Annotated in this window: 17 protein-coding genes; 13 read left to right on the top strand and 4 right to left on the bottom strand. The window is 71.0% G+C overall.

Annotation, left to right across the window (positions count from 1 at the left end):
- The first annotated feature begins 266 nt into the window (after positions 1-266).
- The 9 genes from ACFSVL_RS06370 (at position 267) to ACFSVL_RS06330 (ending at position 9,069) form a co-directional block, all read left to right on the top strand.
- Positions 267-1,250 (top strand): Ppx/GppA phosphatase family protein, encoded by a 984-nt coding sequence (locus ACFSVL_RS06370; RefSeq protein ID WP_378301313.1) that lies wholly within the window; start codon positions 267-269, stop codon positions 1,248-1,250.
- Between the two features lie 148 nt (positions 1,251-1,398).
- The gene (locus ACFSVL_RS06365; RefSeq protein WP_378301311.1) at positions 1,399-3,156 is read left to right on the top strand and encodes a hypothetical protein; all 1,758 of its coding nucleotides are present in this window, start codon (positions 1,399-1,401) and stop codon (positions 3,154-3,156) included.
- 34 nt (positions 3,157-3,190) lie between these two features.
- Positions 3,191-3,994 (top strand): sugar phosphate isomerase/epimerase family protein, encoded by an 804-nt coding sequence (locus tag ACFSVL_RS06360; RefSeq protein ID WP_378301309.1) that lies wholly within the window; start codon positions 3,191-3,193, stop codon positions 3,992-3,994.
- 162 nt (positions 3,995-4,156) lie between these two features.
- Positions 4,157-4,987, top strand: a complete 831-nt coding sequence (locus tag ACFSVL_RS06355; protein WP_378301307.1) for a thioesterase family protein — start codon at positions 4,157-4,159, stop codon at positions 4,985-4,987.
- A 23-nt stretch (positions 4,988-5,010) separates the two neighbouring features.
- The gene (gene proC, locus ACFSVL_RS06350; protein ID WP_378301305.1) at positions 5,011-5,823 is read left to right on the top strand and encodes a pyrroline-5-carboxylate reductase; all 813 of its coding nucleotides are present in this window, start codon (positions 5,011-5,013) and stop codon (positions 5,821-5,823) included.
- A 457-nt stretch (positions 5,824-6,280) separates the two neighbouring features.
- Positions 6,281-6,496, top strand: a complete 216-nt coding sequence (locus tag ACFSVL_RS06345) for a helix-turn-helix domain-containing protein (RefSeq protein WP_033291067.1) — start codon at positions 6,281-6,283, stop codon at positions 6,494-6,496.
- Positions 6,497-6,638: 142 nt separating this feature from the next.
- On the top strand, positions 6,639-6,740 hold the full coding sequence (locus ACFSVL_RS06340) for a 30S ribosomal protein bS22 (protein ID WP_007030867.1): 102 nt from the start codon (positions 6,639-6,641) through the stop codon (positions 6,738-6,740).
- A 260-nt stretch (positions 6,741-7,000) separates the two neighbouring features.
- Positions 7,001-8,047 carry an NAD-dependent epimerase/dehydratase family protein gene (locus tag ACFSVL_RS06335; protein ID WP_378301303.1) on the top strand — a complete coding sequence of 349 codons (1,047 nt, stop codon included), beginning with the start codon at positions 7,001-7,003 and terminating at the stop codon, positions 8,045-8,047.
- Positions 8,044-9,069, top strand: coding sequence for a lysophospholipid acyltransferase family protein (locus ACFSVL_RS06330; RefSeq protein WP_378301301.1), 1,026 nt, complete (start codon positions 8,044-8,046; stop codon positions 9,067-9,069). Before ACFSVL_RS06335 ends, ACFSVL_RS06330 begins: the two co-directional genes overlap by 4 nt.
- A 5-nt stretch (positions 9,070-9,074) precedes the next feature.
- On the opposite strand, the gene ACFSVL_RS06325 is transcribed toward ACFSVL_RS06330, so the two are convergent.
- The gene (locus tag ACFSVL_RS06325; protein ID WP_378301299.1) at positions 9,075-9,686 is read right to left on the bottom strand and encodes a TetR/AcrR family transcriptional regulator; all 612 of its coding nucleotides are present in this window, start codon (positions 9,684-9,686) and stop codon (positions 9,075-9,077) included.
- Between the two features lie 62 nt (positions 9,687-9,748).
- Here ACFSVL_RS06325 and ACFSVL_RS06320 point away from each other — a divergent pair, with 62 nt between their 5' ends.
- Positions 9,749-10,156, top strand: a complete 408-nt coding sequence (locus tag ACFSVL_RS06320; RefSeq protein ID WP_378301297.1) for a RidA family protein — start codon at positions 9,749-9,751, stop codon at positions 10,154-10,156.
- Between the two features lie 49 nt (positions 10,157-10,205).
- Here ACFSVL_RS06320 and ACFSVL_RS06315 read toward each other — a convergent pair whose 3' ends face one another.
- The 3 genes from ACFSVL_RS06315 to ACFSVL_RS06305 all read right to left on the bottom strand — a co-directional run bounded on the left by ACFSVL_RS06315 (position 10,206) and on the right by ACFSVL_RS06305 (position 13,374).
- Complete coding sequence (locus tag ACFSVL_RS06315) at positions 10,206-11,114, bottom strand: HAD family hydrolase (protein WP_009071962.1); 909 nt, start codon at positions 11,112-11,114, stop codon at positions 10,206-10,208.
- A gap of 366 nt (positions 11,115-11,480) precedes the next feature.
- The gene (locus tag ACFSVL_RS06310) at positions 11,481-12,566 is read right to left on the bottom strand and encodes a DUF5667 domain-containing protein (protein WP_378301295.1); all 1,086 of its coding nucleotides are present in this window, start codon (positions 12,564-12,566) and stop codon (positions 11,481-11,483) included.
- Between the two features lie 97 nt (positions 12,567-12,663).
- Positions 12,664-13,374: a sigma-70 family RNA polymerase sigma factor gene (locus tag ACFSVL_RS06305; RefSeq protein WP_378301293.1), complete on the bottom strand. Its 711-nt coding sequence runs from the start codon at positions 13,372-13,374 to the stop codon at positions 12,664-12,666.
- Positions 13,375-13,661: 287 nt separating this feature from the next.
- Between ACFSVL_RS06305 and ACFSVL_RS06300 the strand changes: the two genes are divergently transcribed.
- The 3 genes from ACFSVL_RS06300 to ACFSVL_RS06290 are packed head-to-tail and all read left to right on the top strand — an operon-like array spanning position 13,662 to position 17,026.
- Complete coding sequence (locus ACFSVL_RS06300) at positions 13,662-15,161, top strand: AMP-binding protein (protein ID WP_378301291.1); 1,500 nt, start codon at positions 13,662-13,664, stop codon at positions 15,159-15,161.
- A 34-nt stretch (positions 15,162-15,195) separates the two neighbouring features.
- Positions 15,196-15,411: a glutaredoxin family protein gene (locus tag ACFSVL_RS06295; protein ID WP_037818910.1), complete on the top strand. Its 216-nt coding sequence runs from the start codon at positions 15,196-15,198 to the stop codon at positions 15,409-15,411.
- Positions 15,412-15,469: 58 nt separating this feature from the next.
- A complete protein-coding gene (locus ACFSVL_RS06290) occupies positions 15,470-17,026 on the top strand; it encodes a molybdopterin-dependent oxidoreductase (protein ID WP_378301289.1) in 1,557 nt (518 codons plus the stop codon).
- Positions 17,027-17,162: the final 136 nt, after the last annotated feature.

Raw genomic sequence — 17,162 nt, 5'->3', positions numbered from 1 at the left:
CCTCACGGACCTCCGGACATGGTCATACGGGCATAAAACGGGCACATCGCCGGTTCTGGCGTCCTTTGTGGATGGCCCGGCCGGTGTGCGGCCACGCGGCTTAAGTCCCTGGCATGGGAATCTAGGTCCCGCAAGGAGTCCTTCACGGCTTTTGTCCGGATTTCAGCGCACACCGTGCCGGATCGCGCACGCTGAGTTGGTGTCGTACCGAGTGGAGTTGGTTACAGTTTCGAGACCTGGCCCTGGGACCGGTACGCTGAATCCTCGTGCGCCTAGGGGTACTCGACGTCGGTTCCAATACCGTCCACTTGCTCGTGGTCGACGCCCACCGTGGCGCCCACCCGACCCCGATGCACTCCGAGAAAACGATGCTGCGGCTGGCCGAACAGCTGACCGGGTCCGGCGAACTGAGCCGGCCGGGCGAGGACGGCCTGGTCCGGGCGGTCGAATCGGCTAAATCCGCGGCCGCGCGGCTCGGCTGCGAGGACGTGCTGGCGTTCGCGACGTCCGCGGTGCGCGAGGCGAAGAACTCGGCGAAGGTGCTCGCCAGGGTGACCGCCGAGACCGGTGTCAACCTGCGGGTTCTGTCCGGAGAGGACGAGGCGCGGCTCACCTTCCTCGCGGTGCGCCGGTGGTACGGCTGGTCGGCCGGGAAGCTGCTGGTGCTGGACATCGGCGGCGGTTCGTTCGAGGTCGCGATGGGCCGCGACGAGGAACCCGAACTCGCCGCGTCGCTCCCGCTCGGCGCGGGCCGCACCACCCGTACTCGCTTCCGCAACGACCCGCCCACGCGCTCCGAGGTCGTCGCGACGTCGGCCTGGCTCGAGGACCAGCTCGCCGGGCTCGCGAAAAAGGTTGCCGGACAGGGCATTCCGGACCGGGTCGTGGCAACTTCCAAGACGTTCCGCTCGCTCGCCCGGCTGACCGGAGCGGCCCCCTCGGCGGCGGGCCCTCGCGTGCGCCGTACGCTCACCGATACTGCCCTTCGCCAGCTCATCGCCTTCATTTCGCGGATGACCGCCGCGGATCTGGCCCAGCTGGAAGGTGTCAGCGGGAGCCGGTCGCACCAGCTCGTGGCCGGCGCGCTGGTGGCGCAGGCCGCGATGCGGGCGCTCTCCCTCACGGAGTTGGAGATTTGCCCCTGGGCGCTGCGAGAGGGTGTCATCCTGCGGCGGTTGGACCACGCCAATGGGTCGGACGACACTGGAGCCGCGGTCGCCGGCGTTTCGGCGAGTGGGGAGGACCGGTGACAGCAGCGGACTGGACTTGGCCGACGAAGACCAGGCACGGTGAAGAGGTGACGGACATGCACTGCACGGTGTCGATCGCGCGCGGCGCCGAAGGCAGGTGTGCCCGAGTGACCACAACAAACCCCGAGCGCGCTTTGGACAGCACGGTATGACGGACCAGACCGGCGGCGACCAGCCCCAGAAGACCGTGGCCGAACTGCTCGCCCAGCACGGGCAGCAGGTCGACGGCGGACGGCGACGCAGGCGCAGGGCGGCCGATGACGAGGACGAGGCCGCCCCGCGGCGCTCGAGCCTCACCGACACCGGACCACAGGCGATCATCGACCGGGTGGCCGCAGAGGGCGGCACCCCGCCGCCTCCTTCGCGTCCCCCTGGCGGCCGTCGCCGTCCGGACGCGGCACCGCGACCCGCGCCGCCCGGCCCGCCCGCGCCGCCGCAGGAATCGGGCCAGTACCCGCGTCCCGGGCAGCAGCCTTCGGGGCAGTACCCCGCGCCGCAGGACGCCGGGCCGCCGCCGATGAACGGCCAGCCGTCCGGGCAGTACCCGGCTCCGCAGGAGTCGGGCCAGTACCCGGCGAACGGCCAGCAGGACTCGGCTTACGTGCGTCCCCCGGCTCCTCCGCAGGAGTCCGGGCAGTATCCGCGGCCGGCGAACGGCCAGCAGGATTCGGCCTACGTGCGCCCGCCCGCGCCGCCGCAGGAGTCGGGGCAGTTCGCCCGCCCCGCGCCGCCCGCGGCCGGTCCGCAGGGCACTGGCTACCTGCGTCCCGCCGCGCCGCAGGACTCCGGTTTCGTGCGTCCCCCGGCTCCTCCGCAGGAATCCGGGCAGATGCCGGTGCCGCCGCGCGGCCGTCCGCCGCGTCCGCAGGCAGGCGGCGAGGAGACCCGCGGCGCGGTGCCGCCGGTCCGCCGCCGTCCGGCCCCGCAGCCGCCGCAGGCCCCGCCGCCCCCACCGGACGGCGGGCTCGCCGCCCGGCTCGACGGTCTCGACGGCGACGCCCCGGAACCGCCCGCGACGCCGATGGCCAGCGGCGCGTTCCCGGCTCCCGCCGCGCCCAACCGGCCGCGGCGCGCACCGGCCCGCCGTCCGGCGCCGAAGCAGGAGCCGCACACCGAGCAGTTCGACGCGGTCGACGGCCCGCCCGCCGAGGGCGTCGCCGAAGACGCGCCGCCCGCGGGTCTCGCCGGCTGGCGCCAGCGTCGGCAGGCGGAGCAGCTGGAGGACACCGAGGTCGGCATGATGCCGGCCGTGCCGCCCGCCGGTGCGGAGCCGGAGGCAGCTGAGGATTACGTCGAAGACGACTACGTCGACGACGGTTACGAGGACGAATACCCGCCCGCCGCCGCGGATTACGACGCGGGCCCGCCGACTGCGGGCTACCCGGCTCCGATGCCGTTCGCGCCGGGCGGCAACGAGCCGGTCGAGGACGACCTGGCCGAGTACGAGCGCGAGTTCGCCGAACCCGGCGGCTACCCCGAGGGCCAGCCGGACTTCGAGGGCGACGACGGCTACGGGTACGAGCGGGCCGAGGGCTACGAGCACGCCGAGGGATACGCCGAAGGCGACGAGTACGACGACTACCCCGAGGAAGCCGTAGCCGAGGAGGCTCCGGAGGCCGAAGCCGAGCCGGAACCCGCGGTGTCGGCGGGCAAGCAGTGGCTGACCCTGGCCGGGCAGCTGGCGCTGGGCGTCGTCGGCGGGGCCGGCGTGTGGCTCGGCTTCAACTGGCTGTGGGTCAACCTCGCGCCCGCCGCGCTCGTGGGCGCGTTGCTGGTGATCGTGGCGCTGGTGTGGATCGTGCGGAAGATCCGCCGCGCCGAGGACCTGCAGACGACGCTGCTGGCGATTCTCGTCGGGCTGGTGGTGACGGTGTCGCCCGCGGCGCTGTTGCTGGTGGCCAAGTAGCCCGCCGCCAAGGGCACTGGGGCAGGATGGGCGCGTGAGTGAGAGCGCGCCCGTCCCCGTGGGGTTGAGCACTGCCTCGGTGTGGCCGCTGCGCGCGGGCGCGGCGTTCGAGCTGGCCGCGGACCTCGGCTACGACGGCGTCGAGGTCATGGTCTGGGCCGATCCGATCAGCCAGGACGTCTCGGCGATCCGGCGCTGGTCGCGGCGCACCGGAATGCCGGTGCTGTCCGTGCATTCGCCGTCGCTGCTGATCACCCAGCGGATCTGGTCGCCGGACCCCGAGGTGCGGCTGCGCCGGTCCGTGGACGCCGCGCTGGAACTCGGCGCGCGCACGGTCGTGGTGCATCCGCCGTTTCGCTGGCAACGCCGCTACGGCGACGCGTTCGGCGATCTCGTCGACGAGCTGGAGGACGCCAGCGGGGTCGACGTCGCGGTGGAGAACATGTTCAAGGTCCGTCCGCCGGGCGGATCGCGCGACGCGCGCGTTTCGGCGTTCCGGCCTTCGATCGACCCCACCGACGTCGGATTCCGGCACTACACCTTGGACCTGTCGCATTCGGCCGCGGCGCGGATGGACGCGCTGGCACTCGCGGACCGGATGGGCGCGGGGCTGAGCCACGTCCATTTGGCGGACGGCACCGGCATCCCCAAGGACGAGCACCTGATTCCCGGGCACGGCGGGCAGCCGTGTGCCGAGTTGCTGGAAAAGCTTGTCCGGGACGGGTTTTCCGGGCAGGTCGTGCTGGAAGTGAATACGCGGCACGCGACCGGGGCGGCGTCGCGGGCCCGTGCGCTGGCGGAGGCGTTGCTGTTCGCCCGGTTGCACCTCGGGCAGTGATCCGCGGGTGATCTTGCTCGGCTGTCCGGGCGGTCCCTGCCCGGCACCGCTCGCAAAGGCGGCGGCGCACCGTAAAGTGCCGGGCGTGACCTCGCTGCCATCGCCGTCTCCAGCCTTCCCCGGACCCGGTTCCACGCGCCGTATCGCCGTGGCCGGTCGTCCGTGAGCGCGGCCGACGACACCGCGACCGCCTTCGCCACGGCCACCGCAGTCCGGTCGCTCGGAGACGGCACGTTCACCGCGACGTTGCGAGCGGAATGGGCGATCGGGAGCCATCCGCACGGCGGATTTCTGGTGGCATTGCTGGCGAAAACCGCCGCTTCCGCATTGCACGAACGCGGGGACGCGACGGTCGAACCGCTCGCGGTGAGCACCGAATTCCTGCACGCGCCCGCGCTCGGCCCGGTGCTGCTGCGCGCCGACGTGCGCAAAGTCGGCCGCCGGGTGTCGGTGGTCGCGGTGTCGCTCGAACAGCGCGGCCGCGCGTGCGTCGAGGCGCGGGTCACGGTCGGCAGGCTGCCGGTGCGCCGTTCCGAATGGACGGACCTGCCGCAGCTGCCCGCCGAACCGCCGTCCAGCGCGTTGCAGCTCGGCAAGGACACCCCGGAAGGCCCGTTCCACCTGTCCGCGGCCTGCGACGTGCGGCTGGACCCGATGACCGCGGGATTCGTCTCCGGCCGCACCGGCGACCCGCCGCGGTTGCGGATGTGGGCCCGTCCCCGCGCGGGCCAGCCCGACGTGTACTTCGCGCTGCTGGCCGGCGACCTCAACCCGCCGGTGGTGGCGAACCTCGGCAGGCACGGCTGGGCCCCGACCGTCCAGATGACCTCGCTCGTGCGGGCCCGCCCGGCCCCCGGCTGGCTGCGGATCCTCGTCGAGGCGCGGTCGGTGCACGAGCCGTGGTTCGACTCGGACGCGACGGTGGCCGACTCGCAGGGCAGGGTCATCGCGCAGGTGCGGCAGCTGGCGCTCGCCCCGGCACCAGGCGGCTGACGCGCGTTTGGCACGCTGGCCGCATGAGTGTGATCGCGGTGCTGGGTGCGGGAAAGATCGGCGAAGCCCTGCTGTCGGGCCTGCTCAACGGCGGCCACGAGCCAGGCGACCTGCTCTTCACCGAGCGGTACGAGGAGCGGGCGCGCGAGCTGGAGACGCGCTACCCGGGCATGAAAGCGGCGACCGTCGCGGACGCCGCCCGGCGCGCGGACATCCTGGTGGTCGCGGTGAAGCCGCAGGACATCGAGCCGGTGCTGGACGAGCTGGCCCCGCTGCTCGGGACGGCGTCGCTGGTCGTGTCGCTGTGCGCGGGGCTGCCGACCGCGCTGTACGAACGCCGGCTGGCCGCGGGTGTCCCGGTGGTCCGCGTGATGCCGAACACCCCGATGCTGGTCGGCGAGGCGATGAGCGCGATCTCACCCGGCAAGCACGCGACGCCCGAGCACCTCGCGACGGTCAAGGAACTGCTGTCGCACGTCGGCCAGGTCGTCGAGGTCCCGGAACGGCAGCAGGACGCGGTCACCGCACTGTCCGGCTCTGGTCCGGCGTACTTCTTTTACCTGGTCGAGGCCATGATCGACGCGGGCATCCTGCTCGGCCTGCCGCGTGCGCTGGCCGGACAGCTGATCATCCAGTCGGCGGTCGGCGCGGCGAAGATGCTCGCCGAGGGCCAGGACCACCCGGTGCTGCTGCGCGAGGCGGTGACGTCCCCGGCCGGGACCACCATCAACGCGATCCGCGAACTGGAGAAGCACGGCGTGCGCGCGGCGCTGCTCGACGCGATCGAGGCCGCCCGCGACCGCTCGGAGGAGCTGGGCCGCGCCCACGAAAACTGATCCGGCGCGGCTGCTCCGCCTTCGCCCGGACCGCCCCAATGTGGCGTTCGGTGCATGCGACGCACCCAATGTGGCGTTGGTTGCGTGGGACGCACCCAATGCCACATTGGGGTCTTCAGCGGCGGGTGCGGTGTTGTCGGTGGGCGGGGGTTCTTTCCGCTGACCCGGTGGGCTCGGTGTGCGGTTTGGGGTGTCGGTGAGGGGACCCTTGACGGAATCTGATTCCCTCAAGGAGTCCTTCACGGACATCTGCGGGGGCGGAGCCAGTCGGGCAAGTCGGGCATTCCGGATCTGGCTGCGCCGTCCGGGCTACGCGAAGGCCCAGGTGAGGGCCCATCCTGGTGACAGGCGTCGCACTAGTCCCACCTGTCCCGCTACCCTCGGAAGAGCACGTGCGTGTCGATACCACAGGTGGGGAAGCCTCGTGGCGCGACACGTGTCGAAGGACGCGGTAAACATGTCGCCGAACAAGAGGGAGGATTTGCCCGCGGTAGGGCAGGTCCAGTTTTTGACAGTCGCCGAAGTGGCCACGCTGATGCGGGTCTCGAAGATGACCGTGTACCGCCTGGTGCACTCGGGTGAACTTCCCGCGGTCAGAGTCGGGAAGTCCTTCCGGGTGCCGGAAAAAGCGGTGCACGAGTATCTGCAGGGTGCTTACTTCGACGTGGGCTGAGAGGTCGCCGGGCATGTGTCAAACCATGCCCGCCGACCAGCCCGCGCCGGGACGCTAGTAGCCTGGTAAACCGCTCGTGCCTGTGCGCTCCACCCGTTGGACGCTGCGCCGGGCAGCGTGACCGACGACAAGAGGAGCGCCCATGGGTTCCGTGATCAAGAAGCGCCGCAAGCGCATGTCCAAGAAGAAGCACCGCAAGCTGCTGCGCCGCACGCGCGTGCAGCGGCGCAAGGCCGGCAAGTGAGCCGTCCGCGCGGTTGAGGTTTCGTGGCCCGTCCAGTCTCTGGACGGGCCACACTCATGTTCGGACCCTCCTACGCCCGATCGAGTGAGGCGCGTATCGCAATCCGGGCGTCGCTGTTAAAACCAGGTAAGCCCTGGTCAGAAGGGCGTCCGGGGCCGGTAACATGGCAGGCGCATCAGCGCGATGCTTCCAGCGAGTGCAGGTTCGCGCACCCCGAGTGATCACTCCGTCTTGCACACTGCTGCCGATCAGGGAGTTCCATGGCCTCGAACATCGTGCTCGTCACCGGGGTCGCCGGCGACCTGGGCGGGAAGCTGCTCGCCCGGCTCGGTGCCCATCCGGATCTCGAGCGGGTGATCGGCGTCGACACCGCCCCACCCTCCAAGGACGTCCAGCAGCGGATGGGCCGCGCCGAGTTCGTCCGCGCCGACATCCGCAATCCGCTCATCGCGAAGGTGATCAGCAGCGCCGAGGTGGACACCGTCGTGCACACCTCGTGCACCGCGCATCCGGCCGGGCCGAGCAGGCGCGCGGCGGTGAAGGAAGTCAACGTCATCGGCACGATGCGGCTGCTCGCGGCGTGCCAGCGCGCGCCGAAGGTGCGCAAGCTCGTGGTGAAGTCCAGCGCGGCGGTGTACGGCGCGGGCGCGCGTTCGCAGGCGGTGTTCACCGAGGATTCGGAGCTGATCCCGCCGTCGTCCAGCGGGTATGCGAAGGACGCGGTCGAGATGGAGGGCTACGTGCGCGGGCTCGCCCGCCGCCGCCCGGACCTGACGATCACGCTCGCCCGGTTCGCGAACATCATCGGCCCCGAGGTCGACACCGTGCTGGCGCGGTACTTCTCGCTGCCGGTCGTTCCGACGGTCTTCGGGTACGACTCCCGGCTGCAGCTGCTGCACGGTTCAGACGCGCTGTCGGTGCTGGAAATGGCGACGCTGGAAGACCGGCCGGGCGTGTTCAACGTCGCCTCCGAGGGCGTGCTCACGCTGTCGCAGGCGATCCGCCGGGCGGGCCGGGTCGGGCTGCCGATGCCGCGCGCCGTGGTGCCCTCGGTCGGGAAGCTGCTGCGCGGAGCCCGGCTGGTCGATTTCTCCGCTGATCAGGTACGGCTGCTGAACTTTGGCCGCGCGATCGACATCACCAAGCTCAAGAAGGAATTCGGGTACACGCCCCGCTGGACCACCCGCGAGGCGTTCGACGATTACGTGGCCGGCCGCGGCCTGCGTCCGGTGCTCGACGGCGGCGCACTGGCCGGGCTGGCCGGCAAAGTGCTCGAGGCCGCCGCCACCGGGCAGGCGCGCCGATGAACCACGCGAGGGCCGGAAGTGAGGCGAATCCCGTGAACGGTGCCGAGGCACAGGTCATCCCGCTGCACGGGCCCGGCAGGGAGAAACCAGCCGAGGTCCCGGAGCAGGCCGAGCCGAGGGCGGACGCGCCGGTCGTCGAGTTCCCGGCGCAGCCGTCCGGTCCGGTGCGCGAGCCCGCGGCCGACCCGCTGTCCGAGTCGGTGCGGAGCGCGCTCACCTTCCTGCGCCACCGGCTCACCGGCGACTACGCGGTGGACGAGTTCGGTTTCGACGCCGAACTCACCGAGACGCTCGTGCTGCCGCCGCTGCGCGCGTTGTACGAGAAGTGGTTCCGCGTAGACACTTTCGGCGTCGAGAACCTGCCGACGGCGGGCGGCGCGCTGCTGGTGTCCAACCACTCCGGCACCTTGCCGCTCGATGCGCTGATGACCGCGGTCGCGGTGCACGACGAGACCGGCGGACGGCATCTGCGCGGCCTCGGCGCGGACCTGGTGTTCAAGCTGCCGCTGGTGGGGTCGTTCGCGCGCAAGTCCGGGCAGACGCTCGCCTGCAACGCCGACGCCGAACGGTTGCTGACCAACGGCGAACTGGTCGGCGTGTGGCCGGAAGGGTTCAAGGGCGTCGGGAAGCCGTTCTCCGCGCGGTACAAGCTGCAGCGCTTCGGCCGCGGCGGGTTCGTGTCCGCGGCGATGCGCGCGGGCGTGCCGATCATCCCGGTGTCGGTGGTCGGGGCCGAGGAGACGTATCCGAAGATCGGCGAGCTCAAGGTGCTGGCCCGGCTGTTCGGGCTGCCGTACTTCCCGGTCACGCCGTTCTTCCCGCTGCTGGGCCCGCTCGGCGCGGTGCCGCTGCCGACGAAGTGGACCATCGAGTTCGGCGAGCCGATCCGCACCGACGAGTACGGCCCGGACGCGGTCGACGACCCGATGCTGGTGTTCACCCTCACCGACCAGGTGCGCGAGTCGATCCAGCACGCGTTGTACCTCCGGCTTTCCCGGCGGCGCGGCGTTTTCCGCGGCTGAGGGGTTTAGCCGGGCAGCCGCCAGCCGCGGCGCACTGAGCGTTCGCAGCGCTCGGGTTCGTCGCCGACGCTCACGAACAGCGCGGTCAGCAAGGGCGCGCCGTGGTCGAGTGTGCTGCGCGGCAGGGGGCCGTTTGCGACCAGCGAGACCAGGCCGTGTGCGACCGCCCAGCTTTGGGTGGCGAGTTCGAGTGCGTCGAGGCCTTCGCGGTACCGGCCGGTGTCGCGTCCCCGGGCGGCGGCTTGCACCAAGTATTCGAGGGTGTCGTCGGCGGCTTGGGCGTCTTCCAGTTCGAAGTTGGCGTCGAACATCACGCGGTACAGGTCGGGATGATCCACTGCGTTGCCGAGGTACGCGGAGATCAGCGCGGCGTGGTCGCGCACCGGATCGGCGGACGGGCGGACCGCGGCCATGCGCCGTGCCAGCCGGGTGAAACCCTCCTGGCGCAAGGCTTTCCAGAGACCGTCCATGCCGGCGAAGTGCGTGTAGACGGCCATCGTCGACACTCCGGTCCCGGCCACGAGCGAGCGCAGGGTGATCGGTTCGCGGGTGCGGAGCATCCCGGCTGCCCGTTCGAGCAGCAAGGTGCGCACTGCCGGATCCTTTGCCCTCGCCATGGCGGCATTCTATAGCATTGCAATGCTATGTTTGAGGGACCGAGGATCCTTCAGGAGGAATCATGGCCGTCACCCTGGTCAACCCCGCCGCGCTGCCGCAGGTCGGCCTCTATCGGCAGGTGTCCGTCGCGACTGGCTCGCGGACGGTGTACATCGCCGGGCAGGTGGCGCGGACCGCCGAGGGCGGGCGCGTCGGGGAAGGCGATCTGGCCGCGCAGGTCGAGCAGGCCTACCTGAACGTGGCCGCGGCGCTGGCCGAGGTGGGCGCGACGTTCGCGGATGTGGCGCGGCTGACGGTGTATTTCGTCGAGTGGTCGCCGGAGAAGATGGGTGAGTTCGTCGAGGGCGTGCAGCGGGCGGAGAAGAAGCTGGGCGTCACCGTGCAGGCGCCGTTGACCGGGATTGGCGTGGCGTTTCTCGCGGAGCCGGACTTGTTGGTGGAGGTTGAGGCGACTGCGGTGCTGGACTAGGTCGTGAGTGCTGATCGCGGTTCTAACCGTGATCAGCACTCACGAGGCCTTACCGGCGGCGATAGGCCATCCCCGCGGCGACCGCCCCCGCCACGGCCCCCGCACCGAGCACCGACGGGACGCCGATGCGGGCGGCTTTGCGGCCGGTGCGGAAGTCGCGGATCTCCCAGCCGCGGGCGCGGGCGACGTCGCGCAGGCCGCTGTCCGGGTTGACCGCGACCGCAGTGCCGACGACCGACAGCATCGGCACGTCGTTCTGCGAATCCGAATAAGCCGTGCAGCGCTTGAGGTTCAGTCCTTCCCGTGACGCGAGCGCGCGGACGGCGTGGGCCTTCGCGCGGCCGTGCAGCATGTCGCCGACCAAGCGTCCGGTGTAGACGCCGTCCTTGGTTTCGGCGACCGTGCCGAGCGCGCCGGTGAGTCCGAGGCGGCGGGAGATGATCGCGGCGAGTTCGATCGGCGTCGCGGTGACGAGCCACACCCGCTGACCCGCGTCGAGGTGCATCTGCGCGAGCGCGCGGGTGCCGGACCAGATCTTGTCCGCCATCAGCTCGTCGTAGATTTCCTCGCTCATCGTGGTGAGTTCCTCGACCGTGCGACCGGCCACAAAGGACAGCGCGCGCTCGCGGTGGGTCTTGATGTCGGCCTTGTTCTCGCGCCCGCCGATGCGGAACTTGACCTGGTCCCACACGAAACCAGCGAGGTCGGCCGAGGTGAAGAACTTGCGCGCGGCCAGCCCTCGGGCGAAGTAGAAGATCGACGCGCCCATCATCATCGTGTTGTCCACGTCGAAGAAAGCGCCCGCGGTGAGGTCCGGCGGCGCGGGCGGAACCGTCGTCGCCAGCTGCGCCGACGAGGCCGCGGCCTCCGCCGACGCTTCTCCGGCGAGCGTGGCGAGCCGCTCCAGTTCCTGACTCTTATCCTTGCCACGCCAAGCTGACACGCACACCGCCTCCAGGTTCGGGCACGTCCCGGCGGACGACGCCGACCGGGTCCTGCAGCACAGGGTAGCGACCGTCCGACTCACCCGTTGGAGATGTGGCCCGGACCTCGGATAGGGGTTGCCCACTCGCCCTGATCATGGCGCGGGGGAGTGGCGAAAGTCGCGTCAGCCGATGACGATCGGCGGAAGACCGGGCAGCAGCGGCGGGATGGGGGCGACTGTCGTCGGGCCGGGATCCGGCGCGGGGTCGGCGGGGCAGCGCTCGGCGAGGCGGGGTCGGGTGGCCAGTTGCAGTGGATATGGAGTGCGCTGATCGGGCGCTTGCTCGCACCTCCGCCGGGCACCGGGGCGCGAGTGGCGTGAGCAGCACCGCGGCGTGCGTCAGCCGATGACGATCGGCGGAAGCCCGGGCAGCAGCGGCGGGATCGAGACGACCGGCGGCGGCGCGGGCCGGGTCGGGATCCGGGGTGGGGTCGGCGCGGTGATCGGCGGCGGGACGCTCGGCGGGGTCGCGGTGTGCGGGACCTCCGTCGACGTCGGGGTCGGGGTCGGCATCCCGGTGCTGCTGAGGGTCGGCGACGACACCGACCGGATCGGCAGCGGGGAGTCCGTCGACGGGGCGGTCGGCGCGACCGGCGGCGGGCTGCTCGGCGTGGAGCCGCCGGGGGACAGCGGTTGCTGCGTGCAGGCGCCGTCCGCCGGGAGCAGGCCCAGTTCGTCCGTGGTGCCGGTGGTGATCTGGTAGCAGCTCAGCCGCGAGCCGAGCGCGGTCGTTCGCTGCTGGACGCGGTCGAGCAGGCCGCGGGCCCGCTGGAAGTCCTCGCGGGCGGACGCCGGGATGTCGGCCTGCTCCGATTCCAGCTCCTGCGCCCGGCTCTGCGCCCACGACTCCAGCGACGTCAGCCGCGTGCGGTTGCCGCTCGTCGTCGCCAGTTCGGTGAGTTCGGCCACGCCCGCGCGGACGTCGCTGCTGAAATCGTGCAACGCGGTTTGGTACGCCGCCGGGGTGGCGTCGCTCATCCGGCCCAGTTCGGTGACGCGGTTCGTGGCGAACTTCAGGTGCTTCTCGGCCTTGGCTTCGTCGCCGAAGGTCAGGCCGAGCGACGTGACTTCGCCGGCTCGCTTCACGCTGTACAGCGCGTCTCCGGGCACGGCGTCTCGCGAAAGCAGCAGCGTCAGCCCGCCGAGGCCGAGGATCAGCGCGATTCCGGCGGCGGCGAGGTCGGCCATTCGCGGCCGCCACCGCCGACGCGGAAGTGGTTCGCCGATGCGGCCTTCGATCTCGGCGCGGATCCGGGCCCGGGTGGCGGGGTCAGGGTCGCCTGCCTGGCCCAGTTCGCGCAGGGCACCGACGACGGCCAGCTCCTCGGCGAACTCGTCCGGCTGCTGGCCGGGGGAAGCATTGATCGCGTCGTCGAACCGCTCGCTCTCGGTCCGACCACGCGAAAACCACCCGGGCACGCCCACGGTGCTGCTCCGTCTCCACCCAACGCCCGGCCCTGACCGCCGGTCTGGGAGAGAAACGATTAAGAACTCGAAAAAGTTACGGTTGTTCGTTGAACGATCAACGCAGACCGGTGGGCAGCAGCTGCGCGAGCCGCCGGACCGCCCGGTGCTGGAGCGCCTTCACCGCGCCCTCGTTGCGGTCCATGATCTGCGCGGTCTCGGCCACCGACAGCCCCTGCAGGAACCGCAGCACAATGCATTCGCGCTGGTCCTCGCCAAGCTCGGCGACGCAGCGCAGCAGTTCGGTGCGGGTCGCGCCGGCGATCGCCTGCTGTTCGGGACCGGCCTGGGCGACCGGGCCGACCGGGCCGCCGGGCACGCCGCCGGGTTCGGCCACCTCGTCGGTGACGACCTCGAGCCGGAACCGGCTGGACTTCACGTGGTCGAGGATCAGGTTGCGGGCGATGGTGACGAACCACGCACCGACATCGCGGCCCTGGTAGCTCACCGACGTGATCCGGCGCAGCGCGCGCAGGAAGGTCTCGCTGGTGACGTCCTCGGCCAGGTCGCGGTCGCCGAGGCGGAAGAGCGCGTAGCGGTAGACGACGTCGACGTAGCGGTCATAGAGCTGGCCGAACGCGGAGGAGTCGCCCGCCTGCGCGGACCGCACCAGCTCCCACGCCTCGGCCTTGGCGACCTCGGCGGGGTCCGGTTCGGTGTCGGCCTTCGGAAGCGGCACGGCGGCCGCGGACGAGCCGAACACGCGGTCGGCGAACATCGCGACCGGGCCGCGGCGCGCGGCGGCGGACAGGGTGATCGGACGGGTCATCGAGCGGCACCTCCGGCTGTCCCTGGTGCTGCCGGGCGTGGTCCCGAAGGCGCGAAGGCGTGCCGCGGCGCGTGTCCCACACCCTCGTGGAGCGGCAGCTTCGGCACGACGACTCCCTTGCTCGGGTCACCCGGTAGTGATCAACGCCACCCGGCGACGCAGTGCAGCATACGTGTTGTTACCGCGAAGTAGGTAGTGTCCCGGTCAGGCAGAGGTGCGACGATCGCGCGGCATCCCCATTACGGGTGACAAGATGACGAATCCGCAACGGAACGAGAGGGGCGCGGGTGGACCGGATCAGCACTGCCCACGGCGTCGCCGGCCTGCTCGCCGCTGCGGCCAGCCGCTGGCCGGACCGCACGGCGATCACCGAGACGGGCACGGGTGCCACGCTGACCTGGCGAGAGCTCGACGAAGCGGCGCACGCGCAAGCACGCCGGCTGGTGTCCTCCGGCGTCGCGCCGGGCGACCCGGTGGTGCTGCGGCTCCCGACGTCGGCTGACTTCGCGGTCGCCCTGTTCGCGGTGCTGCGGGCCGGCGCGATCGCCGTGCCGTTGTCACCGCAGGCCCCTGCGCCGGAGCTGGAGCGGCTGCTGGAGCACTGCGGTGCGAAACGCGTGGTGCAGCGCGACGACGCCGAGTTGCCCGAGGGCATCGCTGGCCTGCCGCCGCGCAGTGACGAGGCGGGCGACCCGGTTGACCTCGGTCGTTCCGGTGAGGACATCGCGGTCATCTCGTACACCTCCGGCACGACGGGCCCGCCGCGTGGAGTGCTGCTGTCGCACCGCGCGTTGCTGGCGAACCTCGATCAGCTGTCCCAAGTGGACGGGGTGACCGAGCACGACGACCGGGTGCTGGTGTCGATCCCGCTCTTCCACGTCTACGGCCTCGGTCCTGGCCTGCTCCTGGCGACGGCGGTCGGCGCGACGCTGGTGCTGTCCGAACGCTTCGAAGCCCGGCGAACCCTTGAAGACTGCGCGGAGCATCGCGTCACGGCGATCACCGGCGTGCCCGCGATGTACAACGAATTCGCGTCGCTCGACCACGAGGAACTGGGCCGCGGGCTGGCGACGGTGAAGCGGCTGACGTCCGGTGCCGCGCCGTTGCATCCGAAGGTGCTGGCGGCGCTTCGCGAGGCCACCGGACTGGACGTGTACGAGGGCTACGGGCTCACCGAATGCGCGCCGGTGGTGACGTCCACGCTGGTCACCGGGTATCCGAAGCCCGGTTCGGTCGGGCGGCCGCTGCCCGGGATCGAGCTGCGGCTGGTGGAGTCCGACGGGTCCGCCGACGACCTGCCGCTCGATCCGGAGGAGCCGGACGACGTGTTCGAGGCAGGCGGCAGCACCGGGCTGGTTTCGGTGCGCGGGGCGAACCTGTTCTCCGGGTATTGGCCGGACGGCGCACACGGACCGGACGCCGAGGGCTGGTTCCGGACCGGCGACGTCGGCTATCTCGATTCCGACGGCGACCTGCATCTGGTCGACCGGGCGAATGACTTGATCATCGTCAACGGCTTCAACGTCTTTCCGCACGAGGTCGAGGAAGTGATCTCGCAGCTGCCCGGGGTGGCCGAGGCCGCCGTCGTGGGCGTGGTGGACGAGCGAAGCGGCGAAGCGGTGAAGGCGGTCGTGGTGCCTGCCGAAGGCGCGGCGTTGTCGGAGCAGCAGGTGGTGGATCAGTGCACCGCGCATCTGGCTGGGTACAAGGTGCCGCACACGGTCGAGTTCGCCGAGACGCTGCCGCATTCGGCGACCGGGAAGCTGCGACGGCTGAAGCTGCGCTGAGCTTTAGGCTGGCTTCGTGCACAAGGTGACCGTGATGAGCCGCGAGGGATGCCATCTGTGCGACGTGGCCGAGGCGGACGTCGCGCGGATCTGCGGTGAGCTGGGCGTGCCGTGGGAGACCGCGGACGTCGACAGCGACCCGGAATGGCGGGCCGAGTACGGCGATCAGGTGCCGGTGATCCTGATCGACGGCGTCGAGCACGGGTACTGGCGCGTCGAGGAAGAACGCCTGCGCGCGGCCTTGCGGTAAGCAACCCGTAAGCGCTTTGCATGGGCCAGACACGGCCGGACCCGCCGATGATGGTGGGGTGAGTGCGTTGAAAGAAGCTCCGCCGACCGTTCAGCCGCGCCTGTCGCTGGGCGTCGCGACGTTCATCGGGCTGGTCTCGCTGGCGGTCGCGCTGGGCGTCGGGCACCTGATCGCGGGATTTGTCGGGTACAACGCGTCGCCGTTCGTGGCGGTCGCGGACTTCGTCATCGCGCACAGCCCGCACGCCGTCGTGGTGTGGGCGGAACAGACGATCGGGACCGCCGACAAGACCGTGCTCAAGATCGGTCTGGCCGTGGTGCTGCTGGGGTTCGCGGTGCTCGCCGGACAGCTTTCGCGGCGCCGTCCGTTGCCAGGGCAGTTGCTGGTAGTCGTGGTCGGCGCGTTCGGGATCTTCGCGGTCTTCGAGCGGACGGACGTCGGACAGCTCGCGTTGCTGGCTCCAGTACTGGCGCTGGGTGCTTCGCTGCTGGTCTTCAGCTGGCTGCACAAGCGTGCCTTGCCGCCGGAAACCGAGCTGCGGCAAGGACTCAGCCGTCGTCAGGTGCTGCAGCGCGGCGCGGGAATCGCGGCCGGTGCCGGGGTGGCGGCGATCGTCGGCGAGGTCGTGTCGAGCACCGGCAGCGCATCGGGATCGCGCGCTTCGGTCGGTCCGCTGGTGGCGGCCCGGAAGGCTCCGCCGCTGCCGCCGGACGCGGACTTCCACAAGCTCGGGTCGCCGCCGTTCATCACACCGAACGGGACCTTCTACCGGATCGACACTGCGTTCGTCGTGCCGCAGGTGCGGGCCGAGGACTGGACCTTGAAGATCCACGGCATGGTCGACCGCGAGGTGAGCTTCTCCTACGCGGACATCCGCAACCGGCCGCTGGTCGAGCGGACCGTGACGCTCACCTGTGTCTCCAACGAGGTCGGCGGTGACTTGATCTCTACGGCCAATTTCATCGGCGTCGACCTGGTGGATTTGCTGGCCGCGGCCGGCGTGCACGCGGGCGCGCAGCAGATGTTCGCGACCAGCGTCGACGGCTTCACCTGCGGCACCCCGGCCAACGTCGCGCTGGACCCGGCGCGCGGCGCGATGCTCGCGATCGGCATGAACGGCGAGGCGCTGCCGGTCGAGCACGGGTTCCCGGCGCGGATCGTGATTCCCGGGCTGTACGGGTACGTCTCGGCGACCAAATGGGTGACTGACCTGGAGTTCACGACCTGGGACGCACGGCAGGCGTACTGGCTGCGGCGTGGTTGGGCGGAACAGGCCCCGATCAAGACCGAGTCGCGGATAGACGCACCGGTCAGCGGGACGTCGGTGCGCGGCGGCCGGGTCCGGGTGGCCGGGACGGCGTGGGCGCAGCACGTCGGGATCGCGAAGGTGGAAGTGCGAGTGGACCAGGGCCCGTGGACTCCGGCGACGCTTTCGGCCGAGGTCAACAAGGACACCTGGCGGATGTGGTGGGCCGAGCTGCCGGTCTCGCCGGGCAGCCACACGGTGACGGTGCGGGCGACGGACCAGTCCGGCTACACCCAGACGGACCGGCCCGCGGATCCCGTGCCGGACGGGGCGGCCGGGTGGCACACGGTGCCGTTCACCGCGGCCTGAATCCGCGGGACAACCCGGGCTTCGCACCCGCAGGTTTGCCGTCCGTGAGGGGAACCCTGACGGAATCAGATTCCCGCAGGGTTCCCCTCACGGACTTGAAGAAACGGGCATACCTGCGTTAACCGGGCATTTCGCT

The organism is Amycolatopsis silviterrae, assembly GCF_042684085.1.
Taxonomy (GTDB): Bacteria; Actinomycetota; Actinomycetes; order Mycobacteriales; family Pseudonocardiaceae; genus Amycolatopsis; species Amycolatopsis silviterrae.
The sequence above is the reverse complement of the archived record's forward strand: the minus strand, read 5'-3'. Positions and strand labels throughout refer to the sequence as shown.